The sequence below is a fragment of the Kitasatospora sp. NPDC004745 genome (assembly GCF_042873275.1).
In the GTDB taxonomy this organism is placed as follows: domain Bacteria; phylum Actinomycetota; class Actinomycetes; order Streptomycetales; family Streptomycetaceae; genus Kitasatospora.
This window is the reverse complement of the sequence record NZ_JBIALK010000020.1, coordinates 141,829-165,319: the sequence shown is the minus strand read 5'-3', so window position 1 is coordinate 165,319 and position 23,491 is coordinate 141,829. Positions and strand designations below refer to the sequence as shown.

At 73.6% G+C, this 23,491-nt stretch carries 22 protein-coding genes; 15 read left to right on the top strand and 7 right to left on the bottom strand.

The annotated features are described in order from the left end of the window. Positions 1–570: 570 nt before the first annotated feature. Positions 571–1,800 carry a family 2 encapsulin nanocompartment cargo protein terpene cyclase gene (locus ACFYUY_RS28220; RefSeq protein WP_387904757.1) on the top strand — a complete coding sequence of 410 codons (1,230 nt, stop codon included), beginning with the start codon at positions 571–573 and terminating at the stop codon, positions 1,798–1,800. A gap of 91 nt (positions 1,801–1,891) precedes the next feature. Further along, positions 1,892–2,770 (top strand): geranyl diphosphate 2-C-methyltransferase, encoded by an 879-nt coding sequence (locus ACFYUY_RS28215; protein WP_360215601.1) that lies wholly within the window; start codon positions 1,892–1,894, stop codon positions 2,768–2,770. 114 nt (positions 2,771–2,884) lie between these two features. On the opposite strand, the gene ACFYUY_RS28210 is transcribed toward ACFYUY_RS28215, so the two are convergent. Then, positions 2,885–3,529 carry a dihydrofolate reductase family protein gene (locus ACFYUY_RS28210; RefSeq protein WP_387904754.1) on the bottom strand — a complete coding sequence of 215 codons (645 nt, stop codon included), beginning with the start codon at positions 3,527–3,529 and terminating at the stop codon, positions 2,885–2,887. A 299-nt stretch (positions 3,530–3,828) separates the two neighbouring features. On the opposite strand from ACFYUY_RS28210, the gene ACFYUY_RS28205 reads away from it, so the two are divergent. Continuing rightward, positions 3,829–4,899, top strand: a complete 1,071-nt coding sequence (locus ACFYUY_RS28205; protein ID WP_360215595.1) for a phosphatidylinositol-specific phospholipase C domain-containing protein — start codon at positions 3,829–3,831, stop codon at positions 4,897–4,899. Between the two features lie 62 nt (positions 4,900–4,961). Here ACFYUY_RS28205 and ACFYUY_RS28200 read toward each other — a convergent pair whose 3' ends face one another. Next, on the bottom strand, positions 4,962–6,224 hold the full coding sequence (locus ACFYUY_RS28200; RefSeq protein WP_387904751.1) for a YncE family protein: 1,263 nt from the start codon (positions 6,222–6,224) through the stop codon (positions 4,962–4,964). Positions 6,225–6,374: 150 nt separating this feature from the next. On the opposite strand from ACFYUY_RS28200, the gene ACFYUY_RS28195 reads away from it, so the two are divergent. The 3 genes from ACFYUY_RS28195 to ACFYUY_RS28185 all read left to right on the top strand — a co-directional run bounded on the left by ACFYUY_RS28195 (position 6,375) and on the right by ACFYUY_RS28185 (position 8,052). Then, on the top strand, positions 6,375–7,052 hold the full coding sequence (locus ACFYUY_RS28195; protein WP_387904748.1) for a TetR/AcrR family transcriptional regulator: 678 nt from the start codon (positions 6,375–6,377) through the stop codon (positions 7,050–7,052). A 96-nt stretch (positions 7,053–7,148) separates the two neighbouring features. Continuing rightward, positions 7,149–7,541 (top strand): ribonuclease domain-containing protein, encoded by a 393-nt coding sequence (locus ACFYUY_RS28190; RefSeq protein ID WP_360215586.1) that lies wholly within the window; start codon positions 7,149–7,151, stop codon positions 7,539–7,541. Between the two features lie 229 nt (positions 7,542–7,770). Then, positions 7,771–8,052, top strand: a complete 282-nt coding sequence (locus ACFYUY_RS28185; protein ID WP_387904745.1) for a hypothetical protein — start codon at positions 7,771–7,773, stop codon at positions 8,050–8,052. A gap of 64 nt (positions 8,053–8,116) precedes the next feature. Here ACFYUY_RS28185 and ACFYUY_RS28180 read toward each other — a convergent pair whose 3' ends face one another. Further along, positions 8,117–9,034 carry a S41 family peptidase gene (locus ACFYUY_RS28180; protein ID WP_387904743.1) on the bottom strand — a complete coding sequence of 306 codons (918 nt, stop codon included), beginning with the start codon at positions 9,032–9,034 and terminating at the stop codon, positions 8,117–8,119. 57 nt (positions 9,035–9,091) lie between these two features. Here ACFYUY_RS28180 and ACFYUY_RS28175 point away from each other — a divergent pair, with 57 nt between their 5' ends. The 5 genes from ACFYUY_RS28175 to ACFYUY_RS28155 all read left to right on the top strand — a co-directional run bounded on the left by ACFYUY_RS28175 (position 9,092) and on the right by ACFYUY_RS28155 (position 14,448). Then, the gene (locus ACFYUY_RS28175; protein WP_360215574.1) at positions 9,092–9,598 is read left to right on the top strand and encodes a winged helix-turn-helix domain-containing protein; all 507 of its coding nucleotides are present in this window, start codon (positions 9,092–9,094) and stop codon (positions 9,596–9,598) included. Between the two features lie 265 nt (positions 9,599–9,863). Beyond that, positions 9,864–12,368 carry an OmpL47-type beta-barrel domain-containing protein gene (locus ACFYUY_RS28170; RefSeq protein ID WP_387904740.1) on the top strand — a complete coding sequence of 835 codons (2,505 nt, stop codon included), beginning with the start codon at positions 9,864–9,866 and terminating at the stop codon, positions 12,366–12,368. A 170-nt stretch (positions 12,369–12,538) separates the two neighbouring features. Next, a complete protein-coding gene (locus ACFYUY_RS28165) occupies positions 12,539–12,889 on the top strand; it encodes a PadR family transcriptional regulator (protein ID WP_360215568.1) in 351 nt (116 codons plus the stop codon). A 62-nt stretch (positions 12,890–12,951) separates the two neighbouring features. Next, positions 12,952–13,872: a hypothetical protein gene (locus ACFYUY_RS28160; RefSeq protein WP_387904738.1), complete on the top strand. Its 921-nt coding sequence runs from the start codon at positions 12,952–12,954 to the stop codon at positions 13,870–13,872. A 216-nt stretch (positions 13,873–14,088) separates the two neighbouring features. Beyond that, complete coding sequence (locus ACFYUY_RS28155; protein WP_387904735.1) at positions 14,089–14,448, top strand: 5-carboxymethyl-2-hydroxymuconate Delta-isomerase; 360 nt, start codon at positions 14,089–14,091, stop codon at positions 14,446–14,448. 171 nt (positions 14,449–14,619) lie between these two features. Here the strand turns inward: ACFYUY_RS28155 and ACFYUY_RS28150 are convergent, their stop codons facing one another. Both ACFYUY_RS28150 and ACFYUY_RS28145 read right to left on the bottom strand, forming a co-directional pair. Beyond that, positions 14,620–15,588 (bottom strand): alpha/beta hydrolase, encoded by a 969-nt coding sequence (locus ACFYUY_RS28150; protein WP_387904789.1) that lies wholly within the window; start codon positions 15,586–15,588, stop codon positions 14,620–14,622. Between the two features lie 36 nt (positions 15,589–15,624). Continuing rightward, on the bottom strand, positions 15,625–16,233 hold the full coding sequence (locus ACFYUY_RS28145) for a hypothetical protein (RefSeq protein ID WP_387904733.1): 609 nt from the start codon (positions 16,231–16,233) through the stop codon (positions 15,625–15,627). Between the two features lie 215 nt (positions 16,234–16,448). On the opposite strand from ACFYUY_RS28145, the gene ACFYUY_RS28140 reads away from it, so the two are divergent. After that, the gene (locus ACFYUY_RS28140; protein WP_387904730.1) at positions 16,449–17,771 is read left to right on the top strand and encodes an MFS transporter; all 1,323 of its coding nucleotides are present in this window, start codon (positions 16,449–16,451) and stop codon (positions 17,769–17,771) included. 58 nt (positions 17,772–17,829) lie between these two features. Next, positions 17,830–18,681 carry an SAM-dependent methyltransferase gene (locus ACFYUY_RS28135; protein ID WP_360215553.1) on the top strand — a complete coding sequence of 284 codons (852 nt, stop codon included), beginning with the start codon at positions 17,830–17,832 and terminating at the stop codon, positions 18,679–18,681. A gap of 51 nt (positions 18,682–18,732) precedes the next feature. Here ACFYUY_RS28135 and ACFYUY_RS28130 read toward each other — a convergent pair whose 3' ends face one another. Next, entirely contained in the window at positions 18,733–19,920 is a 1,188-nt protein-coding gene (locus ACFYUY_RS28130) for a CapA family protein (protein ID WP_387904726.1), read from the bottom strand. A 255-nt stretch (positions 19,921–20,175) separates the two neighbouring features. On the opposite strand from ACFYUY_RS28130, the gene ACFYUY_RS28125 reads away from it, so the two are divergent. Continuing rightward, positions 20,176–20,814 carry a DUF4360 domain-containing protein gene (locus ACFYUY_RS28125; protein WP_360215547.1) on the top strand — a complete coding sequence of 213 codons (639 nt, stop codon included), beginning with the start codon at positions 20,176–20,178 and terminating at the stop codon, positions 20,812–20,814. A gap of 133 nt (positions 20,815–20,947) precedes the next feature. On the opposite strand, the gene ACFYUY_RS28120 is transcribed toward ACFYUY_RS28125, so the two are convergent. Further along, positions 20,948–21,652, bottom strand: a complete 705-nt coding sequence (locus ACFYUY_RS28120) for a TetR/AcrR family transcriptional regulator (protein WP_387904723.1) — start codon at positions 21,650–21,652, stop codon at positions 20,948–20,950. Between the two features lie 185 nt (positions 21,653–21,837). Here ACFYUY_RS28120 and ACFYUY_RS28115 point away from each other — a divergent pair, with 185 nt between their 5' ends. Further along, entirely contained in the window at positions 21,838–23,472 is a 1,635-nt protein-coding gene (locus ACFYUY_RS28115; RefSeq protein WP_387904721.1) for a purple acid phosphatase family protein, read from the top strand. Positions 23,473–23,491 lie beyond the last annotated feature (19 nt).

The window sequence follows — 23,491 nt, the reverse complement described above, 5'->3', positions numbered from 1 at the left end:
GACCCGTCCATTCCGTTCCTCCCCCTGGCGGTTCGCGCCGGTGCCCGTGGGGCCGTCGAACCGGACCCGCGGCGAGGGTCCGCCCGGCCGAGTGCCCCTCGGGAGCCCCGGGCCGGTGCCCGCCCGCCCATGATCACCGGATAGCGGACGATGGTGTCAGATCCGTACTCGGAACGGAAGGGACGTGCGCGAGTCATGTGACCGGTGCGCACGTTCCGGCCGCCGGCCGGGCGTCGACGTCGGAGTCGTGCCTGCGGGGGCGCGCGGAGTGCCTGCCCGGAGCGCGGGTTTACCAATGCATGACGAAGAGGCGTTTCAAACGCCGTACGCCCATACGTTCACCTAATCGGGTGTAGAAGATCGTCCGTTGCGATTCCGGACGGCCCTGCACGCCTACGGTTGGGAAGCGAGCGAGACGGGGCCAGGTGCGAAGAACCCCTGCTCCGCAGGCGAGGTGACAAACCGTCATATCTTGCGATCCTTCACCAGAGGAGGCTCCATGCCCCTGTGCACCAGATCGGACACACCACCCGGGCGACGGCCCGAGCGCGCCGCCCCGGCGGTGGGGTCATGAGCTCACCGGCGATCGAGCGGATCCTGCGCGGACCCAGCGGACTGGGCACCGCCGGGCTGCAGTTGACGCCGTCCGCCCCGTCCTCGGCCGAGCCCGTGCCGGCCGGGCCGGCGCCGACCGCCGCGATCCCGACCGCGCCCGTACCGGCTCCGTTCGGGGCGGCGACACCCACCGCGAGCGTCCCCAGTGCAGCCGACCCGAGCGCGCCCGCGGCGGCCGCACCGACGGGCGCCGGCAAGCCACAGCCGGGGGACCCGATCCCGGGCCTCTACCACCACCCGATCGCCGAGCCCGACCCGGCGCGCGTGGAGGAGCTCAGCCTCAGGATCAAGGCCTGGGCGATCGACGAGATCCAGCTCTACCCGGTGGAGTGGGAGAAGGACTTCGACGGGTTCTCCACCGGGCGCTACATGGTGGCCTGCCACCCCGACGCGCCCAGCACCGACCACCTGATGCTCGCGGCCCGTCTGATGGTCGCCGAGAACGCGGTGGACGACTGCTACTGCGAGGACCTCGGCGGCTCGCCGGTCGGCCTGGGCGGCCGCCTGCTGCTCGCGCACACCGCGCTCGACCCGCTGCACACCACGGCGGAGTACCACCCCGCGTGGGAGGCCTCGCTCGCCGAGGACCCGCCCCGGCGGGCGTACCACTCGGCGATGCAGTACTTCACCCGCGCCTCCACGCCCTCGCAGGCGGACCGCTTCCGGCACGACATGGCGCGGCTGCACATGGGGTACCTGGCCGAGGCGGCCTGGGACGAGACGGACCACGTCCCGGAGGTGTGGGAGTACCTGGCCATGCGCCAGTTCAACAACTTCCGGCCCTGCCCGACGATCACCGACACCGTCGGCGGCTACGAGCTGCCCGCCGAACTCCACGCGCTGCCGGCCATGCAGCGGGTGATCGCGCTGGCCGGGAACGCCACCACGATCGTCAACGACCTGTACTCCTACACCAAGGAGCTGTCCAGCCCCGGACTGCACCTGAACCTGCCGGTGGTGATCTCCCGGCGCGAGGGCGTCCCGCACAAGGAGGCCTACCTCAAGGCGGTCGAGGTCCACAACGAGCTGATGCACGCCTTCGAGGCCGAGGCGGCCGCCCTGGCCGCGGCCTGCCCGGTGCCGACCCTGGTGCGCTTCCTGCGCGGCGTGGCCGCCTGGCTGGACGGCAACCACCACTGGCACCAGACCAACTCCTACCGCTACACCCTGCCCGACTTCTGGTGACCGCCCCGGCGGCCCCGGCACGTCCGGCCACCAGCACCTCCCCGGCACGCCCGCGTGCCACCACCGAAAACCACCCGCTAGGAGCTGACGCATGTCCCTGACCGATGACCTCACCACCCAGAACGCCGCGATCCCCGGCCCGGCGACTCCCTACCAGGGCGACATCGCGCGGTACTGGGACCACGAGGCCCGGCCGGTCAACCTCCGCCTCGGTGACGTGGACGGCCTGTACCACCACCACTACGGCATCGGCGACGTCGACCAGGCCGCCATCGGCGACCCGGCCGACAGCGAGCGGGAGAAGAAGGTGATCACCGAGCTGCACCGCCTGGAGTCCGCCCAGGCCGAGCTGCTCCTCGACCACCTGGGCCCGATCCGGCCCGGCGACACCCTGGTCGACGCCGGCTGCGGCCGCGGCGGCTCCATGGTGATGGCCCACCAGCGCTTCGGCTGCCGGGTCCGGGGCGTCACCCTCTCCGCGAAGCAGGCCGAGTTCGGCAACAACCGCGCCGACGAGCTGGGCATCGGGGACTTCGTCCGCTCCCAGGTCTGCAACATGCTCGACATGCCCTTCGAGACCGGCCAGATCGCGGGCTCCTGGAACAACGAGTCCAGCATGTACGTGGACCTGCACGACCTGTTCGCCGAGCACTCCCGGGTCCTCTCGGTGGGCGGCCGCTACGTGACCATCACCGGCTGCTGGAACCCGGCGTACGGGCAGCCCTCCAAGTGGGTGTCGCAGATCAACGCCCACTTCGAGTGCAACATCCACTCCCGCCGGGAGTACCTGCGGGCGATGGCCGACAACCGGCTCGTCCCGCAGGCCGTCATCGACCTCACCCCGGCGACCCTGCCCTACTGGGAGCTGCGCGCGACCTCCTCGCTGGTCACCGGCATCGAGGAGGCGTTCATCAACTCCTACAAGGACGGCTCGTTCCAGTACGTCCTGATCGCGGCCGACCGGGTCTGACCCGGACGGCACGGCCGACGGCCGGTGGCCTTCCCGCACCCGCGGGGAGGCCACCGGCCGTTCTCGCCCGTACGCCGGGCCCGCCCGCACGCCCGGGCGGGCCGGCCCACCGGCCTACCTGCGGGTGAAGGTGACGTGGGTCACGCCGCTGGGGCTGCTCACCGCCTCGGTGCGGAAGCGCTCCTCGACGCCCTCCAGCCCGGCCCAGAGCGACTCCCCGCGGCCCAGCACGATCGGCACCACGACGACGTGCAGGTGGTCGATCAGGTCGGCCTCCAGGAAGGCGCGCACCGTACCGGGTCCGCCGCCGATCCGGACGTCCTGGCCGCCCGCCGCCTCCCGGGCGCGGCGCAGCGCCTCCTCCGGGGTGGCGTCGAGGAAGTGGAAGGTCGTCCCGCCCTCCATCTCCACGGTCGGGCGGGGGTGGTGGGTCAGCACGAACACCGGGGTGTGGAACGGGGGGTTGGCGCCCCACCAGCCCTTCCAGTCCTCGTCCTGCCACGGGCCGCGCTGCGGGCCGAACTTGTTGCGCCCCATGATCTCCGCGCCGATGCCGTCGGCCCAGGTGCGGGCCATCGCGTCGTCGACGCCGGTCTCGCCGCCCTCCAGGCCCTGCATCCGGCGGAACGTCCGGGTCCCGAAGAACCACTGGTGCAGCCGGGTGCCGGCGTGGCCGAACGGGGAGTCGAGGGTCTGCCCCTCGCCCGTCCCGTAGCCGTCGAGGGAGATCGAGAAGTTGTGGACACGGACCAGGGACACGGGAGTTCCTCCAGTGCTCGACGCTCCGGTGCGGAGGGGGCCGCACCGCGTGCGGGCACCCTAACCCGGGCCCCTGACAGCGCCGTGGTTCCCCGCCGCAGGGCGTGGCGCGGGGCGGGCCCCGACCGCCCGGGCCGGTGACCGGAGGCCGCTCGCAGCCGGTCGGGACCCGCCCGCTATTCTCGTCACGACATTGTCGTGTCTTCTTCACCCTGCGCACGCCCGGGTGGGCGATGCTTCGCGGGGCGGTCCGGGAGGGGCCGCCGGAAGGCACATCTCGACCCGGGGGGACAACACCCATGACCGCACGCCGTACCACGGCCGGTTTCCTGGCCGCCGGCCTGCTCGCAGCCTCGGCGGCCCTGATCTCGACGGCGTCGGCCGACGCGGCCGAGGACGCCGCCGGCGACCTGCCGTTCGGCTCGGCCACCACCGTGGGCCTGCACAACACCTACGACCCGGCCGCCTACCCCTACCTCGCCCAGGGGCTGGACACCGGCACCGGCATGATCGAGCTGGACGTCTGGACCGACATCGTCACCAAGGAGTGGAAGGTCAGCCACTCCAACCCGCTCGGCAACTCCAACAACTGCACCGCCGCCACCACCCCGGCGCAGCTGTACGGCGGGGGCGCCAACAAGAACCTGGAGAACTGCCTCGACGACGTCCGGGTCTGGCTCGCGGCCCACCCGGCCGCCGGCCCGCTGGTCGTCAAGCTGGAGCTGAAGGCGGGCTTCTCCGCCAACCACGGGATGGGCCCCAAGGAGTTGGACGCGCTGATCGCCGCCCACCTCGGCCCGGCGGTGCTGCGCCCGGCCGACCTGCTGGCCAAGCCCGGCGGCGGCGCGTACGCCAGCGTCGACGAGGCGGTGCGGGCCGGCAACTGGCCCAGCCGTTCGGCGCTCGCCGGCCGGGTCCTGCTCTACGCGATCCCGGGCACCGTCGAGGAGGGCAACCCCTTCGACACCCTGCACACCGACGTCGAGTACGGCCGCCACCTGCGCGACCTCGCGGCCGCCGGCCGGATCAAGGACGCCCAGCTGTTCCCGGCCGTGCACGGCGCCGCCGCCGGCGACCCGCGCAGCGCGTACACCGGCGCGGACGCCGGCATCCGGCCCTGGTTCGTGGTCTTCGACGGCGACGCGGCGACCTACGTCAACGGCATCGACACCGGATGGTACGACCGCTCGCACTACCTGCTGGTGATGACGGACGCCCACAACGTGGCGCCCGCCATCAGCGCCACCGACCCGACGGCCGACCAGGCCCGGGCGCGCACCCAGCAGCTGGCGGGGGCGCACGCCAGCATCGTCTCCAGCGACTGGCGCCGGCTCCCGGCGGTGCAGTCCCTGGTGCTGTCGCGCGGCTGATCGGCGGCTGTCCGGCGGCCCCGGGGCCGGGCTGAGGCCCGGCCCCGGCGAGGCGCCGGGCCTCAGCCCGTGGCCGGTCCGGTCCAGCCGCTGGGAACGCGGCCGGGCCGGACCCGCTGGGGGTGGCGGCCGACGGAGACCGAGGCGGTCTTGCGCCCGGTCGCGAAGTCGATCGCGGTGACCTGGTCGGCGCCGCTCTCCGAGATCAGGCAGGACCGGCCGTCCCCGCTGACCGTCGCCCAGTAGGGCTTGGAGGCCGGGACGAGCGGGCCCTCCTGGAGCGTGGCGCGGTCGACGACGGTGGCGTAGTCGTCGACGGTGCCCGCGACGCAGAGCTTGTCGCCCGACGGGCTGATCGACAGGCCGTGGTGGCGGGAGTCGTTGGGCCAGGTGGTCCGGTCCCCGTCGGTGCCCGGGCTGCCCGGCAGCGTCTTCACCCGGGTGATCCGGTCCGCGGCGACGTCGTACTCCAGGAAGCCGTTGAAGAAGGACACCTGGAAGTAGAGCCGGGAGCCGTCGGGCGAGAAGACGGCGGGGCGGACGGCGTTGGAGAGCCCGCCGAGGCCGGCGTCGTCCAGCCGTTTGCGCATGTCGATGACCCTGATCGGGGCGAACGTGGCCGTGTCGACGACGGTGATGTGCCGGTCGCCCTTCGTCCAGTCCAACCACGGTGCGTCGAGGGCGGTCTCGACGTTGCCGATGGACATGTTCCAGAGCTGTCGGCCGCCGTCGGTGAAGATGTTCTCGTGCGGCTTGTCGCCGGTGCGGAAGGAGCCGAGCTGGGCGCCGGTCCTGACGTCCAGGACGTGCACGGTGTTCGCGGTGGAGGCGGACACGGCGACCCGGGTGCCGTCGGGGGAGAGCGCCATGTGGTCGGCGCGGTAACCGGCCACGGGGAAGCGCCAGTTGATCCGCCCGGTGGCGAGGTCCAGGGACACCACGTCGGCGAAGCTGGGGCGCGAGACGACCAGGGCGGAGGCGTCCGGGGTGGTGTACATGTCGTCGACGAACTGGTCGTGGCCCTCGCCCGGGCCGAGCCGGATGCCGAGGAAGTAGCCGAGCCTGACCGGGTCGAGGTAGATCTCGGCGAGGCGCTGGTCCTTGTCGGGGATGACGTCGATCCGCCCGATCCTGGTGAGGGCGCCGGAGGGCTCGATGGCGTCGGCCGTGCCCTCCCAGTTGTTGCCGACGAACATCACCTCCCGGAGTGCCGCGGGCGTGGTGGCGTGGCCGGTGGCGGCGGCCGGCAGCAGCAGGCCGAGGGCGGCCGCCAGGGTGCAGAGGGATCGGACGCCTGGACGGCGTCGGGAACCTGACCGGGGCATCGTCGCTCCTTCGCGGTGGCACGAAGTCTGAAAAGACGGTTTGTCAGATTGCGCTACCCGACGGTAGGGAGGGGTGCGGCCGCCTGGCAAGACCCCGGTCACCGACAATCGTCCCGGGACGGTGTTCGGAGCGGAGAGGGGCGGGCGCGGATGGGCACGGCCACGGGCACGTACGGCGGCAGGTCCGCGCAGGAGCGGCGGGCGGAGCGCTGCGAGCGCTTCCTCGCGGCCGGGCTGGAACTGTTCGGCGCAGGCCCCGGCTACCGCGCCTCCTCGGTGACGGCGCTCTGCGAGGCCGCCGGGCTCTCCACGCGGCAGTTCTACGAGGAGTTCCGCAACCTGGAGGACGTCCTCGCCCGACTGCACCTGCGGGTCAACGACCTCACCGAGCAGGAGGTCGTCCGGGCCCTCGCCGACGCGGCGGCGGACGGCTTCGAGCAGCGCGTCACGGTCGTCCTGCGGGCCTACGTCACCGCCGTCACCCGCGACCCGCGCCGACTGCGGATCACCTTCGTGGAGATCGTCGGCGTGAGCGCGGCGCTGGAACGCCAGCGGCTCCTCCGGCGCGCCCGCTGGGTGGAGCTGATCCTCGCCGAGGCCGCGGCGGCCGCCGCCCGGGGCGAGATCGCCCCCCGGGACCACCGGATCGCCGCGACGGCCTTCATCGGCGCCGTCAACGGCCTGCTGCACGACTGGACGGCCGGCCAGTTCGAGGCCACCCTCGACCAGGTGGTCGACGAACTGACCGGGCTGCTGCTCGGCGCCGTCCGCCCCCGGGAACGCCGAGCCGCCCCGGCCGCCCCGAAAGCCTCCCCCGACGGTCGCTGACCAGGTCAAGGCCTGTGCCGGTACGCCGAGTTGACCCGAGGTGAAGAGTTGGATCAGGGCTTCCGGCCGGCTCCGGGGGTCGCCATGCTGGTTGTCATGACCCGCACTCTACGCGCGTGGACGACTCGCGCTGTCGCCGTCGCCGCCGTCACCCTGACCACCTTGGCCCCCGTCGCGGTCGCCACCGAGGCGCACGCCGCGGTGAGCGGCTCGGTCTGCCTGACCGCGCTGCCCTCGCAGGCCCGGACCACGCTCAACCTGATCGCGTCCAATGGGCCGTTCCCGTACAGCCAGGACGGCGTGGTGTTCCAGAACAAGGAGCGCGTGCTGCCGAACCAGTCGTACGGCTACTACCACGAGTACACCGTGGTCACACCCGGCTCGCCGACCCGCGGCGCCCGCCGGATCGTCACCGGCAAGCGCTACCACGAGGACTACTACACCGGCGACCACTACGCGACCTTCAGATCGATCAACTTCGGCTGCTGACCAGGCGTTTCCGTCCGCACGACCCACCCCCACCGCTCGTCCCCGGCCCCATCGGCCCACGGCCCCGGCGCCCGTCCGCGCCGGGGCCTCGCGGTGCTCGCGTTCGGGTGATCCCGGGCGGGGCGTCGGCGCGCGGCGTCGGTAGTTCCGTCCCGGGGCCGGGGCCCGGGGGGGGAATCCCGCATTCCCCGGTCACCGACTCCGCGACCACTGGAAGGAACCGATCACGATGAAGCCGGTACGACGGATCGTCGCCGCGAGTGCGGGCCTCACCCTCGCGCTGGGCGGCGCCGTCGCGCTCGCCCCGGCCGCGAGCGCGACCCCGCAGGGCTGCTTCTACTACGTCCTGGAGAACAAGCCGGACGCCGATGCACAGATTGCGGAGGACGCCTGCCTGGTCGGCGCGGCCGGTGGCCAGACGGCCTTCCAGCAGTGGTACCACCTCCTGCGGGGGGACTACGTGCCCGCCGTCCTCGCGGGGAACGCGTGTCGGCGAGCGGCGCAGGGCTAGCGACAACACCGTTGGCCCGGGCCGGAGTCCGCTCCGGCCCGGGCCCTCGGCGTGCGGCGCGGGGTCAGGCCAGGCGCGCCACCGTCCGGTCGAGCGCGCGGTCGAGCGCCGCCCCGGCGTCGCACGGGACGTCGGGGCGGACGCCGGTGCCCTCCCAGTTGGTGCCCGAGACCGGGTTGACCGCGCGGGCGACGGGCACGCTGAGCTCCAGGTGCTGGTGCACCGTCCAGCCCTCCCGCGGGTGCGCGCCGCCCCGGGTGGCCTCCCCGACGACCTCGGCGCGTCCGAGCTGCTGCAGGTCGTAGGCGAGCTCCTCGGCCGCGGAGAAGGTGTTCCCGCTCGTCAGGACGGAGAGCGGCTTGCTGCCGCCGAAGCGGGCGCCCGGGACGAACGGGGGAGTCCAGGACTGCTCGGCCAGCTCGCCCTGTCGCGAGAGCATGGTGTTGAGGTGGGTGCGGCCGTCGAGGAGGTAGCCGCAGACGAAGGCGACGGTGTCCGGATCGCCGCCGGTGTTGCGGCGCAGGTCCAGGATCAGAGCGCGGGCGGGGGCCACCAGGGAGAGCGCCGCGGCCAGCGGCTGTGCCGCCCAGTCCAGCGGGAACATCTTGGGCCCGATCTCCAGGACCGCGACGCCGCCGTCGAGGAGTTCCACCCGCGGGACACCGCACAGGGAGGCGTCGAACTCCCGGCGCATCTCGGCGAGTCCGGCCGCGCCCCGCTCGGGCGGCACCGGGGCGGCGTGGTGCTTGAGGGCCAGGTGCAGGTCGCCGTTGACGGACCGCAGGTCCGCGGTGACGGCTTCGGCCAACTCCTCTGCGGTCCCGGCCCGGTAGGAGCCCTTGGCGCCCCGGCGCCGCAGCAGGGCCGCCAACTGTCGGGCGACGTCGGGGAAGACGTAGTTCGCGCCGACCAGGTCGGCGATCGACTCGACGACGGCGGCGGTGTCCAGCTCGGGCAGCGAGGTGGTGGAGGTGGAGGTCATGGGAGGGAGTAGACCAGCGGCTTGCCAAAGCGTCAAACGTCCTTAACGCTTGATCGGGTGAGCAACCAACCGGACGAGGACGTCCAGCGGATCAGCACGTCCCGGCAGCACACCGCACTCGCCCACCCCCTGCGCCAGCGCCTGCTCTTCGCCCTCAGCGCCCGGCCGTCGACGATCAGTCGGCTCGCCGCACAGCTGGGGGTGAACAAGGGCAGCGTCTCCCACCACCTCGGGGTGCTGGGCGAGGCGGGACTGGTCCAGGACGCGGGAACGCGGACAGTGCGCGGCGGCACCGAGAAGTACTACCGGCGGAGCGCCGAGCGACTCCTCGTCGCCGAACCGCAGGCGGAGGGCACGGCCGCGCTGTTCGGCGCCGTCGCCCAGGAGCTGGACCGTTCGCCCACCGGCCACCTCCTGACGCTGCGCCACATCAGGCTCAGCCCGGCCAAGGCGGCGAAGCTCGCCAAGGCGCTGGCCGCGCTGGTCGACGAGGCCGAGGAGGATCCGGAGGGCGAGCCGGTGCACGGCCTCCTGGTGACGCTCTACCGGCAGGCCGGGACGTAGGGCGGGCGGACACCGAGCCGGCAGTGGGAGCTCCGCCTCCCGGGTCCCAGCCCGGTACGACTCCCACTCCGGTACGACCGGGCCCGCTGCCGTGATCTCACGGCCTCGACCTTCGGACGTCCGGGGCCCGTTCACTCGGGGAGGCCAGCCGGTCCGGCCGTTCGATCGTCTTCCCTCCCCGTTCGGGCTCCGCCTGGGTGCCCGGGGCCGGGGGCCGCCCCACGGTGTGAGCGTGGGGCGGATCCGATACGGAGAGTGAGGGCGGATGAGACACGAACGACGCGGCGGGCGGTGGCGCGGCCGGGCCGGGCGGGCCGTGGCGGTGCTCGGCCTGGCACTGCTGGGAGCCGGAACCGGGTTCGGTACGGCGCCGCCGCCGGCCCAGGCCTCCGTCCGGGCGGCCCGCAGCACGACGGTGGTCCTCAACAACACCAGTGACCAGGCGCTCGTGCTGACCAGCGACAACCTCGACCACGGGTGCTGGACCCACGAGCCGCCCGCCCGGATCGAGGCCGGGGCGTCCGCCAGCTGGGAGTCGGAGTCCTGCGGCTTCATGACCGGCACCGAGGGGTCGGCCTTCTTCGCGATCGACGGCGAGAGCGGGCCCGACCTGCGGATCCACTGGGACAACCCGTTCTACGGCTCCAACAGCTACAACGAGACGGTGCCGAGCGGCTACAAGATCAACCGCACCGGGGGCGACGGCAACGACGCCACCGCGACGTACGCGTTCGACTGCAACTCCAAGATGTGCGACGGCATCGCCGACGAGTGGAAGCAGCACGGCGTCTCCCTCGACCCGGGCGACGGCAGCGGAATGCAGTTCATCGACCTGCCCGCCATGGGCGCCGACGTCAACAAGCCGGACATCTTCATCCAGGTCGACTGGATGGAGGACACCAGCCCCGGCAACGCCCACAGCCACCGGTTCGACGCGGCGGCGGCCAAGCTGCTCGTCGACGCCTTCGCCAACGCGCCGGTCCAGCGCCGGGGTGCGCCCGGCTCCGGCGTCAACCTGCACATCGACGCGGGGCCCGACAGCATCATGAACTTCGCCACCGGACAGACCTGGGGCGGGTACAGCCGCGCCCGGCAGCTGGCCGAGACCACCAACCTCGGCACCTGCGACGGCGACGGCAGCTGCAACAACGACAGCCGGTACCAGTGGAACGCCTTCGACGCCATCAAGAAGGGCAAGGGAGGATTCGTCAGCTCCGGCCGCGCACCGGTGTTCCACTACGCGGTGGCCGCGCACCTGCTCGTCCCCGGCACCTCCTGGACCGGCATCTCCCCGGACGGCGGCAGCGACATCGTCCTCGCCCTCGGCAACCAGACCGGCCAGGTCGGCGACAAGAACGAGCAGGCCACCGACCTGATGCACGAACTCGGGCACAACCTGGGGCTGCAGCACGGCGGCTTCGAGGAACTCAACTTCAAGCCGCACTACTTCAGCGTGATGAACTACCTGTACTCCGGCGACGGCCTGCCGCACGGGGCCGACCGGTTCGTCGACTACTCCCGGACCGCCACCACCCTCGACGAGACCCACCTGGACGAGGCGTCCCCGCCGGCCACCGGCAGCGGCGTGCGCTACGACGTCAAGCGCAACTGCGGTGGTGCGTTCATCGCCGCGCGGGTCGACACGGCCGGCTACATGGACTGGAACTGCAACGGTTCGAAGGACCCGGGGACGGTCTCCTCCGACGTGAACAAGGACGGCGTGCAGAGCGTCAAGCTCGACGGGTACGACGACTGGGCGCACATCCGCCTCAAGGGCGGGGCGATCGGCGGCGCCACCGTGCCCGGCCTCCCGGCGCCGCAGAAGATCCACGAGCCCGACGCGCAGGTCTTCCAGCAGATCCAGCCGGTCGACACCGCTGCGCCGGTCACCACCGCCACCGCCGACCCGCCCCCGAACGGCGCCGGCTGGAACAACGGGGACGTCACCGTCACCCTGGGCGCCACCGACGACCTCAGCGGGGTCGCCCGGACCGAGTACGACCTGGACGGCGGCGGCTGGACGGGCTACACCGGCCCGGTGCCGGTCACCACCGCGGGCGTCCACACGCTGTCCTACCGCTCCGTCGACCGCGCGCAGAACACCGAGGACGCCAGGGCCCTCACGGTGCGGATCGACCGGACGCCGCCGGTCACCACGGCCGCGCTCGGCTCGACCACCAATCCGGCCGGCTGGATCACCGCCGACGGGCACGTCACCCTGACCGCGGTGGACGAACCGGGTGGCTCGGGCGTCGCGGGCGTCAGCTACCGGACGAGTGGCGCCCAGACCACCCCGGAGACCACCGTGCCCGGCGGCACGGCCGCCCTGACGATCACCCAGGAGGGCGAGACCGTCGTCACCTTCCACGCCACCGACCGGGCGGGGAACGAGGAGACCGAGAAGACGTACACCGTCCGGCTCGACCGGACCGCGCCGACGTCGGCCTTCACCACCGCGTCCGAGGCGATCTTCGTGGCCGTCCCGGCGGGCGGGCCGCACGACGACCAGTACGTCACCGGTACCGCCGGTGACAACGCCTCCGGCGTCGACCACGTGGACGTCGTGTTCACCTCGAAGGTGCCCGGCCCGACCCTGGTGCAACGCGCCGAGCTCAGCTGCTCGGACGGCACGCACCGGCACTGCACCTGGCGGGTGCGGCCGCCGTCCGGCCTCGGCGTCTACCGGGTGACGTCCACCGCCACGGACGTGGCCGGCAACGTGGAGACGCCGCCGGGGCGGGGCATCGACGTGATCGTCGTCCGGACGTAGACGCGGGGATCACGCGGCGCGGGCCCCGGCGACAGCGGTCGGGGCCCGCGCCGGCCGGCCGTGCTCCCGCGGTGGACGTCCGGGTGAGCCGCCGTCACATGACGCCCGGGGAAACCCCGTTCGACCAGCGGGGTTGTGGATAGGCCGATGATCTACCTATCCTTCGGGTCATGACGCAGCGAGCACTGCAGGAACCGACCCTGCTCATGCTGACGGTGCTGGCCGACCGGCCGCGGCACGGGTACGCCATCGTCCAGGAAGTCCTCGCGGTCTCCCGGGGGCGGGTGCGCCTGCGCACCGGCACGCTCTACAGCGCCCTGGAACGCCTGGTCCTGGAAGGCCTCATCGAGGTGCACGGCGAGGAGACCGTCGCGGGCAGGCTCCGCCGCAGCTACCGCCTGACCGGGCAGGGGCGGGCGGTGCTCGTCGAAGAGGCCGAGCGACTTCGCGCCGCCGCCGCGGAAGTCGAACGCCGCCTGGCCAACCCCGTCACGCCGACCTGGAAGGACTCCTTCGCGTGAACCCACACCACCCCGCCGTGCCCCCGGCCGGGCCCGGAGAGCCGGGACGACCGGGCCCGGCGGTGACCGGACCCTCCGAGCCGGCGCCGCCGGCCCCCCGCGGCCTGCTGCGCGTCTACCCCGCCGGGTACTGGCAGCAGCACGGCGAGGAGATCGCGGCCCTGCACGGGGAGGCCCGGGCCGAGGCCGTCGGCCGGGTCGCGCGGGCGAGGGAGAACCTCGACCTGTTCGGGCACGCGGTCCGCATCCGGCTGGGGATCTCGTCCACCACCGCCGCGGGCAGGGCGCTGGCCGTCGCCGCACCGTACGCGCTGGTCGGCGCCGCGGCCTCGGCCGTGCTCGGCCTCGTCCCGACCATCTTCACCCCCGAGTCGCGCGCGCTGTGGCCCTACGGCCTCGTCCTCAACGCGCTGCCCGCACTCGGCCTGCTCTGCGCCGTCGCCGGACGCTGGACCTGGGCGAGGCCGTTGGCGCTCGTCGGCAGCACGCTGTCCCTCCTGGTGACGGCGATCGCCCTGGGCCCGTCGTTCGCACCGGCGCGGATCCCGTTCCTGGCGCTGGTCTCCCTCCTGCTGCTGAGCGCCCCGCCCGACCTGCCGCCGACCTCGCGCCGCAGTCAGTGGGCCATGCTGGCCACGGCGGCCGGGATCGTGCTGCCACCGGTGGCCTGGAGCCTGGGGGTGCCGGGGATCGTCCCCTCCGACCGCACGCCGTGGCCCGTCATCGTGATGGCCGTGGTGATCCTGGTCTCGCTGGCCCGGCTCCGGTCGGCGCCCGCGGCCGTCGCCGGCGCGTTCCTGGCCACGCTGCCCTGGTTCTCCAACGTCCTCGCCTACCACCCCTCGCCGCTGCTGCAGATCGAGATCGGCGCCTACGGCGGTCTGCTGCTGATCGCCGGCGGCCTGCGCCTGGCGCTCGGCGCCCGAGGGGCCGCGGCCGGGCCGCAGGCCGAGGCGCGGACCGGTGGCACCTCGGTCGGCTGACGTCGGGCGAGCCCCTGGTCCGCAGGGCCGGGGGCCGGTACGGACGCCCCCTGACAGCCGTCGATGCCGTGTCACACCGCACCGTGAGCCCCGCCGTTCGGCCCGGCGGCGGCGCGCGGTAGCGTCACCGCGGCGCCCGGACCGGTCCCGACCGGTCCGGGCGCCGCCGTACCCTCCGACCGAGCCCGTCGTGGGCTCCGCCCCCCGGGAGCACCCGTGCCACAGATCCTGGTCGACCACTCGGCCGGTCTCGACCTCGACCGCGAGGCCTTCGCGCAGGAGGTCCACCGGCTGATCACCGAGGTGATCGACACCACCGTCGCCGACTGCAAGACCCTCTTCCGCCCGGCCGGGCACACCTCCGTCGGCGACGGGACGGGCGGGCACGCGGTCGTGCTGGTGGAGATCAAGATCCTGGCCGGCCGCAGCGCCGCACAGCGCGCCGAACTGACGGCCCGGGTGCTCGCCGCCGTCCGGGCCCGCGTCACCGTCCCCGCCGCGATCGGCGTGGAAGTCACCGAACTCGACCGCGAGACCTACCGCTTCGTCCACCACCCGGGCAGCTCGGTGTGCTGACCCGGGGCGACGCGCGGCAGCGGACGCTGTCGCTGCTCGAACCGGCGGTGGGGGACCGCGGGCGCTGAGTCGTCCGGGAGCCGGTGGGGCGCCCGGCGCGGTGGCGGAAGGCCCCGCGGCCCAGGCCCGGGGTTTCCGGGGCGGGCGGCGGGGCCGGGGAGCCGTGCGGTGTCAGTCCGTCGCGCAGTGCGTCCCGGCGGCCGGGACGGTGCCGTCCACCAGGAAGGTGTCGACGGCGCCGCGGATGCAGGAGCTGGCGCCGTAGGCGGTGTGCCCCTCGCCGTCGCGGGTGAGCAGGACGGCGTTGCCGAGCTCGGAGGTCAGCTTCTCGGCCCAGGCGTACGGGGTGGCCGGGTCGCCGGTGGTGCCGACCACGACGATGGGCGCGGCGGCGGTGGACTTGATGACGTGCGGCTTCTCGGTCGCGCGGAACGGCCAGATCCGGCAGTCCGGGTCGAACAGCGCGGCCGTCGGGTCGTGCTTGCTGACCAGCGGGGCCTTGGCGGCGAGGTCGGTGAGCGCGGCCTGGAGCTGCTCGCCGGTGGGCGCGTCGGTGGCGCCGTCGGCACAGTGGATGGCGGTGTAGGCGTCCGCGGAGGCGCCGAAGTGGCCGTCCTTGTCGCGGCCGTTGTAGCCGTCGGCGAGGTCGAGTAGGTAGTCGCCCTTGCCGCGCACCATGGCCCAGCCCAGGACGTTGCGCAGGTCGGCCCAGGCCTGCTCGCCGCCGTAGAGCCGGCTGATCACGCCGGTCCAGGCCGCGGTGGCGGTGACGGTGCGGCCCTTGGCGGTGGTGAGCGGCTTGTCCTTGAGGCCGTCGAGGAAGTCGGCGAGCTTCTGGGGTGCCTTGTCGGCGTTCTTGCCGAGCGGGCACGGGTCCTTGCCGGCGCAGTCGGCGGCGAAGGCCTTGAGGGCGCGTTCGAAGCCGGCCTGCTGCTCGATGTTGTGCTGCACCAGGGTGGCTGACGGGGAGGTGGCGCCGTCCAGGACGAGCCGGCCGACCCGGTCGGGGAACTCCTCGGCGTAGAGCGAGCCGAGGTAGGTGCCGTAGGACATGCCGAGGTAGTTGAGCTTCCGGTCGCCGACGGCGGCGCGCAGCACGTCCATGTCGCGGGCGGTGTCGCGGGTGCTGACGAAGGGCAGGACCTTCGCGTACTTGGCCTGGCAGGCGTCGGCGAGCTACTTGCCGTGGTCGGCGCCCGGCTCGTCGGTGGTGACCCAGCCGTCCCTGGCCTGGTCGTCGAGGCACTTGAGCGGGTCGGTGCCGCCGACGCCGCGCGGGTCGAAGCCGATGACGTCGAACCGGTCGTGCAGGGGGCCGTCGAAGCCCTTGGGGTCGCCCTTGACCATCCGCACTCCGGAGCCGCCCGGGCCGCCGGGGTTGACCAGCAGGGAGCCGACCCGCTGGTCGGGCTTGGCGGCGGGGTTGCGGACGACGGCGACGTCGAGGGTGTCGGCGGCCGGGTGGCCGTAGTCGAGCGGGACCTTGAGGGTGGCGCACTGCTCGACGGACTCGTCGACCTTCTCGGTCGCCGGGTCGTCCGGGCACGGCGCCCAGGCGATCTGCTGGCCGTAGAACGGCTTGAGCGCCGGGTCGTCGGCGCCGGTCGGCTTGACCGTGGGCGTCGGGGCGGGCGCCGGGGTGGTGCTCTGGGCGGGGGTGGCGCCGGCCGTGGTGGCGGTGGGCGTCGCGGTGGTCGCGCCGCCGCCGCTGCAGCCGGCCAGCAGGGCGGCGGCGATGAGGGCGGGCAGGGCGCGCCGGGATATCCCGGTGATCGTCGAATGCACCGCACACAGATATCACCGCACCGTCACACGCGTCACATCGGTACGTCGTGTCCGAAGCGCCGGCGGCTCCGCGGGCCCGCCCGAACCGCCCCGCGCGGGGCGGGCCGGATCCGGCCCCACGGGAGCGGCGCGGCTGCCATGCTGGGGCCATGACAGATCGGACCGGAACCATCCCGTCGGGCGAGGGCCCCGAAACCGGGCGGCGGCGAAGGGAGTTGGCCGCAGCGACGGTCGGCTCGGTGGTCGAGTCCTTCGACTGGAACGTCTACGCCGTCCTCGCCCCGTACTTCGCGGCGGACCTCTTCGGCCACGGCAAGGGCGGACTCGGCGGGCTGCTCGGCGCCTACGCGGGCTTCGCGGTCGGCTTCGTCGCCCGGCCGGTCGGCTCGTACCTGATCGGGCGGCTCAGCGACACCCGGGGGCGGCGCTTCGCGCTCACCCTCGGGATGTCGGTGATCGCCGCGGCCAGTCTCGGCATCGCCGTGGTGCCGGACCAGCGGTCGATCGGCGCCTGGGCGGCCGTCCTGGCCGTCGCGGCCCGGGTGGTGCAGGGCCTGGCCTTCGGCGGGGAGGCGCCCAGCGTCGCCGCGTACGTGACCGAGACGGCCCCGCCCCGGCACCGCTTCGCCTTCAGCTCGGTGTCCTACGGCGGGATCATCCTGGGCTCGCTGCTCTCCTACGGCGTGCTCGCGCTGCTGCTGCACACCCTCGGCAAGGACGGTGTCACCCACGGCGGTTGGCGCTGGGCGTTCGTGGTCGCGGCGCTGCTCGGGCTGGCCGCGGTCTGGGTGCGCCGGGCGGCCCCGGAGAGCGCGGAGTTCCACCGGGCCCGCAGGGAGCGGGGACAGGCCGACCGGGGCCGGGCCCGGGGGCCGGCCGGGCCCCCGCCGTTCGCGCGGGTGCTCCGCGACCACCGCCGGGCGGTGCTCACCGTCTTCCTCAACACCCTGGGCGGGACGGTCGGTTACTACTTCGCCCTGGTCTACCTGCCGCAGTACGCGGCCGCCTACGGGGTGGTCGACAAGGAGGAGGCGACCTCCTTCATGACGGTGGTGCTCGCGGTGGTGCTGGCCACCATGCTGCTCACCGGCGCGGCCGCCGACCGGATCGGCCTGCTGCCGGTCGCCCGGGTGGGCTTCGCCCTGCCGGTGCTGCTGGTGCCGCTGCTGCTCACCGCGCTGCGCCAGGGCTGGCTGCCGTTCCAGGCCGTCGCGGTGCTGCTGGGGATGCTGGTGGCCACCGTGCTGGGCACGCTCAACGTCTTCACCGGGCTGCTCTTCCCCACCGAGGTCAGGGCGCTCGGCCTCGGCGTGGTCAACGCGACCACGATCGCCGCGTTCGGCGGGACGTTCCCGCTGCTCGCCGAGTGGCTGCGCGACCACCACCACCTGGGTCTGATCCCCGGCTACGTGACCCTCTGCACGGCCGGCCCGGCGCTCGGTCTGGTCACCGCGCTGCGGGTGCCGTCCTTCGCTGCCGCCGTGGGGGAACCGGGTGTTCAGTCACTCGACGGTCAAGTGCCGTCCGAAAGCGGCTGACGTTCGATCATGTTCTGTGGTTGAGTGGGCAGCGGACGAAGTACTGGGAGGGCAGGGCATGGAGAGCAACGGACCGGACGACTGGCTGAGCGGGACCCGGTTCGAGGAGGCGCCGCCGCAGGTCGACCTGCACACCGACCGCGCCCACCCGGCCCGGGTCTACGACTACCTGCTGGGCGGGAAGACCAACTTCCCGGTGGACCGCGCGGTCGGCGACGGCATCCTCTCCGAGTGGCCGGGCTCGCGTGCCGCCACCGCCGCGGCCCGCGCCGTGATGCACCGGATGGTCCGCCGGCTGGCCGAGGTGCACGGCGTCCGCCAGTTCCTGGACGTCGGCACCGGCATCCCCATCGCGCCCAACCTGCACGAGGTCGTCCAGGCCGTCGACCCGTCCTGCCGGGTGGTCTACGTCGACAACGACCCGATCGTGCTGGCCCACTCGCGCGCGCTGCTCACCAGCAGCCCCGAGGGCCGTACCGCCTACGTCGAGGGGGACCTGCGCGAGCCCGGCAGGTTCCTCGGCGACCCGGCGGTGGCCGCCACCCTGGACTTCGACCAGCCGATCGCGCTGACGCTGATCAACATCGTGCACTTCCTCTCCGACGAGGCCGCGCACCCGCCCGTCCGCAAGCTGCTGGACGCGCTGCCCTCCGGCAGCTTCCTCGCGCTGACCGCCGGCACCGCCGACACGATGCCCGAGCGGGTGGGGGTGGGGTCGCGCCGCTACTCGGCCGCGGGGATAGAGAACCACCTGCGCCCGCGCGCCTCCGTGGAGCGCTTCTTCACCGGTCTGGAGCTGGACGAGCCCGGCGTCGCGCTGGTCAACCGCTGGCACCCGGAGCTCGGCGACGGCCCGGCGCTCGCCGACGACGAGGTCGCCTGCTACGCGGGGCTCGGCCGCAAGCCGTAGGACCGTCCCGGCCGACCCGGCCGCGGAGCGGGCGCCGCCCGGGCGGGTCGCTCACGGAGCCATGGTGAGCCCCGCCGCGCCCGCTCCGCGGCTGAGCACCACCGAGCGGATGTGGTCCAGGGCCCGGGCCCAGTCGGCGCGTTCGGGGTGGCTGCGGATCGCCTCGCGGAGGTCGCGCACCCGGTACGGCGGCCCGAGGTCGGTGATCTGCGGGACGAACTCGGCGCGGCCGACCGTCCAGCGCAGCCCCGGCCCGGCGGGCGGGTTGACGGTGAAGCGGGCCATGGAGCTCCAGTTGCCGCGCGGGTCCTCGGCGCCGTCGTAGGTGAACATGTGTCCGGCGAGCTGGTCGCCCATCCCGTAGACGGTCCAGGTGTCGCCGATCTTCTCGTAGGCCTGCGGGATGTGGGCGTGGGTGCCGAGGATCAGGTCGACGTCGGGCCGTCCGGGGCCCTGCCCGGTGGCCAGCTCCTTGGCGAGGGTGAGCTGTTGCTCGTTCGGGGCGTCCTGCCACTCGGTGCCCCAGTGGACGCTGACCACCACCAGGTCGGCGCCGGCGGCCCGGGCGGCGCGCGCGTCGGCGAGGATGCGGTCCCGGTCGATCAGGTTGACCGCCCAGGGCTCGCCCGCGGGCAGCGGGATGCCGTTGGTGCCGTAGGTGTAGGCGAGGTGGGCGACGGTGGCGCCGCCGGCGTGCAGCAGTGCGGGCCGGCCGGCCTCCTCGGCCGTCCGGGCGGAGCCGGTGTGGGCCAGGCCGACGGCGTCCATGGCGTCGAGGGTGCGCCGGATGCCGTTCGGCCCGTCGTCGAGCGTGTGGTTGGACGCGGTGTCGCAGGCGGCGTAGCCGGCGTCCCGGAGCGCCCGGGCGATCTGCGGCGGGGTCTTGAAGGCGGGGTAGCCGGTGAACGGCCCGCCGTCGGCGCCGTAGACCGTCTCCATGTGGCAGATCGCGAGGTCGGCGGCGCGGACGAGCGGTTCGACGCCCGCGAGCATGGCGGTGAAGTCGTAGCCGTTGCCGCCGGCGTCCTCCTTGGCCTGCTGGATGATCTCGGTGTGCGGCAGGACGTCGCCGGTGGCGAGCAGGGTGAACGGCCGTGGTCCGGCGGGAGTGGGGGAGGGCGCCGCCGCGGTGCCGGTGGCCGGGGCGGGTGGCGGGGCGGTGTCCGGTGCGCCGCACCCCGGGAGGGCGAGGAGCAGGGCGAGGGCCGCGGTGGCGGTCCGGCGGTGGGGCAGCGACATCCTCGGCTCATCTCACGATCGGACGATAGGACTGACGCTTCGACTATGCGAGCGATCGTGGACGCACCGCCGGACCCACGCCCGCAGGTCACCCGGGGGGAGCGCAGTCCCACGCCGCCGACGCCTTCCGCTACGCTGGGTCACCCCCTGTACACGGGCGGGCAGGTGTGCTGACATATGCATGTCAAATCCGGGGTCGCGCCCGGACCGGCACCGCGCCGGCCCCGGCCCCGTGGACGACCGAAGGGGAAGCCCATGCTGCTCCGTGCCCTGGCAACCACCGGAATCGTCGCAACACTCCTCACCTCACCGGCCTTCGGGGTCGACTCGCTGCCCACTCCTCCGGACCGCATCGTCATCGACGTCGCCACCGTCAACGGCTCCGGCTGCCCGGTCGGCACGACCGCCGTCGCCGTATCGCCCGACAACACCGCCTTCACCGTGACCTACAGCAGCTACCTGGCCCAGGTCGGCGTCGGGTCCAAGCCCACCGACTTCCGGAAGAACTGTCAGCTCAACCTGCGCGTGCACGTGCCGCAGGGCTTCACCTACGCGATCGCCTCCGCCGACTACCGGGGCTTCGCCCACCTGGAGCCGGGCGCCACCGGTACCCAGCGCGCCAACTACTACTTCCAGGGGCAGGCCCAGACCACCTCCCAGAACCACTCCTTCCGGGGCCCGACGGACGACAGCTGGCAGGCCACCGACACCGTCGACGTCGCCGCCCTCGTCTACGCCCCCTGCGGCGAGCAGCGCAACTTCAACATCAACACCGAACTGCGGGTAGCCGCCGGCAGCTCGGACCCGACCCGCACCACCAGCTTCATGACCATGGACTCGACCGACGGCGACATCAACACCATCTACCACCTGGCCTGGAAGCACTGCCCCTGAGTCGCCTCCCCACCCGGCCCGTGACGGGCCGACCCCCCTGCGCCCGGCCCCGGCGGACCTCGCGTCCGTCGGGGCCGACGCACGCCCGGCGCGGTACCGGCCGGCCGTCGCCGCCCCCGGGCCGGAGCGCGGTTCAGGGGGTGGCCGGGAGGCGGAGGGCGGCGGCGTCGAGGAGGAGCTCGAGGGCGAACGGGTAGCCGCTGCGGTGCATGTCGGCGGTCAGCAGATCGGCGGTGGCCGCGATGTGCGGGTGGGTGGTGGCGTCGAGCCGGGCGTAGGAGGCCTGCCAGACCCGCAGGTCGGCGCTCTGGGCGGCGGGCGGCAGGGCCAGCGCGGCCGCGTCGAGGGCCGCGAAGCCCAGGCTCTGGTCGACGAAGGCGTGGTAGATCCGCACGGCCTCCGGGTCGGGGAAGCCGGCCCGGCGCAGCGTGCCGATGATGGCCTCGACGGCGGCGATCTCGTGGGCGCGGCCGGTGGTGCGGTGGGCGGCGAGCAGGGCGGCCTGCGGGTGGGCCTGGTAGGCGGCGTGGATGCGCAGACCGATGGCGCGCAGGTCGGCGCGCCAGTCGCCGGTGGCCTTCCAGCCCTGCTGGGCGCGGCCGATGAGTTCGTCGGCGAGCGCCAGCAGCAGGTCGTCGGTGCTGCGGAAGTAGCGGTAGACGGCGCTCGGGTCGGCGCCGAGGGCGGCCCCGAGCCGGCGGACGGTGAGCGCCTCGGCGCCGTGCTGGCCGACGAGCCGCAGTGCCGTCTCGACGATGAGCTCCCGGGAGAGGACCACGCCCTGCTTGGTGGGGCGGCGGCGCCGTCGCTGGGGCTCGGGGACTACGCGTTCGGTCATGGCGTGGAGCCTATGTCACCACTGTTGACACAGCCAGGGGTACGGACCGAGCCCCGGGCCGGGTGTGCGCGGTGGTGCGCGGCCCTGCGGGGCCGGCGTGACGATCCGTCAAATCGATCGTCCCGACATGCACATGTCGGTACAGTGCTCCGGGTCCGACACCCCCACGCGGCAGGCGGAGTTCCATGACGATCGCACGCAGGTCCCTCCTCAAGGGCACGTCGGCGGCCGGCGCCGCGCTGGTCACGGGCGCCGCCGCCGCGCAGCCGGCCGCGGCCGCGGACCCGCAGGACGGGCCGGCCACGAGCCCGCTGCTCCAGTCCACGCCGCACCGGCTCGGGGCGCCCAGCGTGAGCGGCCTCCACCTGCAGTTCGGCACCGACCCGGCCGCCGAGATGACCGTCTCCTGGATCACCCCGCAGTCCGTCCGACGCCCCCAGGTGCGGATCGGCTCGCCCGACGGCGGACTCGGCCGGGTCGTCGAGGCCGAGACCCGCACCTACCGGGACGCCCTCTCCAAGGACGAGGTGTACGTCCACCACGCCCGGCTCACCGGCCTGCGCCCGGGCACCACCTACCTCTACACCGCCGGGCACGACGGCGCGAGCCCCGAGACGGGCTCCTTCACCACCGCCCCGCGCGGCCGCGTCCCCCTCACCTTCACCAGCTTCGGCGACCAGGCCACCCCGAACCTCCGCCGCCAGGTGGTCTTCCCGGACGGCGTGCCCTCACCGCTCGGCACGTACCCGGTCTTCACCAGCAGCCAGGTCGGCACCGCGCACTCCGCCGACATCGTCACCGCCGTGGAGCGGGTCGGTCCGCTGTTCAACCTGGTCAACGGCGACCTCTGCTACGCCTCCTACAGCGGGCGGCACGGCCAGAGCCGCACCGCGACCTGGGCCGACTGGTTCATCAGCAACAGCCGCTCCACCCGCCTGCGCCCCTGGATGCCCTGCGTGGGCAACCACGAGAACGAGGGCGGCAACGGCCCGATCGGCGCGCTCGGCTACCAGACCTACTTCTCACTGCCCGACTCCTCGGCCTCCTCCGACGAGGAGACCCGGGGCATGTGGTACGCCTTCACCGCCGGCTCCGTGCGCGTCATCAGCCTCGCCAACGACGACGTGGCGATCCAGAACAGCGGCGACACCTATCTGCGCGGCTACTCGGGCGGAGCCCAGCAGCGCTGGCTGGAACGGGAGTTGCGCGCCGCCCGGAGCAACCGCTCGATCGACTGGATCGTCGTCTGCATGCACCACCCGATGATCTCCAGCTCCCGGCACGGCAGCGGCAGCGACCTCGGGATCCGCGAGGCCTGGGGGCCGCTGTTCGACGCCTACGGAGTCGACCTGGTGGTCAGCGGGCACGAGCACTACTACGAGCGCTCGCACCCCGTCCGCGGCACCCTCCCCAACGACACCCGCACCCCGGTGCCCACCGGCACCGACCTGCGCACGGCCGACACCGACCGCGGCACCGTGCACATGATCATCGGGGCCGGCGGCAACGCCGCCACCACCCAGGACGACCTCTTCGAGCAGCCCAGGGGCCGGGTGGTCGTCGCCCTGGAGGACGCGCCGCGCCCGCCCGCGCCCTACCGCGAGTCGATCTGGGTCACCGAGGACGCGCCGTGGGCCGCCTTCCAGGACCGCACGCACACCCACGGCTTCGCGGCCTTCGAGGTCGACCCGGGGGACCGGCGCGGCGGCCTCACCACGATGCGGGTCACCTACTACACCTTCGACGGTCCGCACGCCGAGCTCACCCCGGTCGACACCTTCACCCTCCGCCGCCACCGCACCGACGGCCACCCGGCCTGAGGCCGTGCCGGCCCCGGTC

Excerpts from the sequence above, each read along its gene's own strand:
- ACFYUY_RS28220 (WP_387904757.1), top strand. The coding sequence starts at position 571 with ATGAGCTCACCGGCGATCGAGCGGATCCTGCGCGGACCCAGCGGACTG.
- ACFYUY_RS28130 (WP_387904726.1), bottom strand. The coding sequence starts at position 19,920 with ATGTCGCTGCCCCACCGCCGGACCGCCACCGCGGCCCTCGCCCTGCTC.
- ACFYUY_RS28170 (WP_387904740.1), top strand. The coding sequence starts at position 9,864 with ATGAGACACGAACGACGCGGCGGGCGGTGGCGCGGCCGGGCCGGGCGG.
- ACFYUY_RS28115 (WP_387904721.1), top strand. The coding sequence starts at position 21,838 with ATGACGATCGCACGCAGGTCCCTCCTCAAGGGCACGTCGGCGGCCGGC.
- ACFYUY_RS28215 (WP_360215601.1), top strand. The coding sequence starts at position 1,892 with ATGTCCCTGACCGATGACCTCACCACCCAGAACGCCGCGATCCCCGGC.
- ACFYUY_RS28185 (WP_387904745.1), top strand. The coding sequence starts at position 7,771 with ATGAAGCCGGTACGACGGATCGTCGCCGCGAGTGCGGGCCTCACCCTC.
- ACFYUY_RS28180 (WP_387904743.1), bottom strand. The coding sequence starts at position 9,034 with ATGACCTCCACCTCCACCACCTCGCTGCCCGAGCTGGACACCGCCGCC.
- ACFYUY_RS28120 (WP_387904723.1), bottom strand. The coding sequence starts at position 21,652 with ATGACCGAACGCGTAGTCCCCGAGCCCCAGCGACGGCGCCGCCGCCCC.
- ACFYUY_RS28190 (WP_360215586.1), top strand. The coding sequence starts at position 7,149 with ATGACCCGCACTCTACGCGCGTGGACGACTCGCGCTGTCGCCGTCGCC.
- ACFYUY_RS28205 (WP_360215595.1), top strand. The coding sequence starts at position 3,829 with ATGACCGCACGCCGTACCACGGCCGGTTTCCTGGCCGCCGGCCTGCTC.
- ACFYUY_RS28195 (WP_387904748.1), top strand. The coding sequence starts at position 6,375 with ATGGGCACGGCCACGGGCACGTACGGCGGCAGGTCCGCGCAGGAGCGG.
- ACFYUY_RS28125 (WP_360215547.1), top strand. The coding sequence starts at position 20,176 with ATGCTGCTCCGTGCCCTGGCAACCACCGGAATCGTCGCAACACTCCTC.
- ACFYUY_RS28200 (WP_387904751.1), bottom strand. The coding sequence starts at position 6,224 with ATGCCCCGGTCAGGTTCCCGACGCCGTCCAGGCGTCCGATCCCTCTGC.
- ACFYUY_RS28165 (WP_360215568.1), top strand. The coding sequence starts at position 12,539 with ATGACGCAGCGAGCACTGCAGGAACCGACCCTGCTCATGCTGACGGTG.
- ACFYUY_RS28135 (WP_360215553.1), top strand. The coding sequence starts at position 17,830 with ATGGAGAGCAACGGACCGGACGACTGGCTGAGCGGGACCCGGTTCGAG.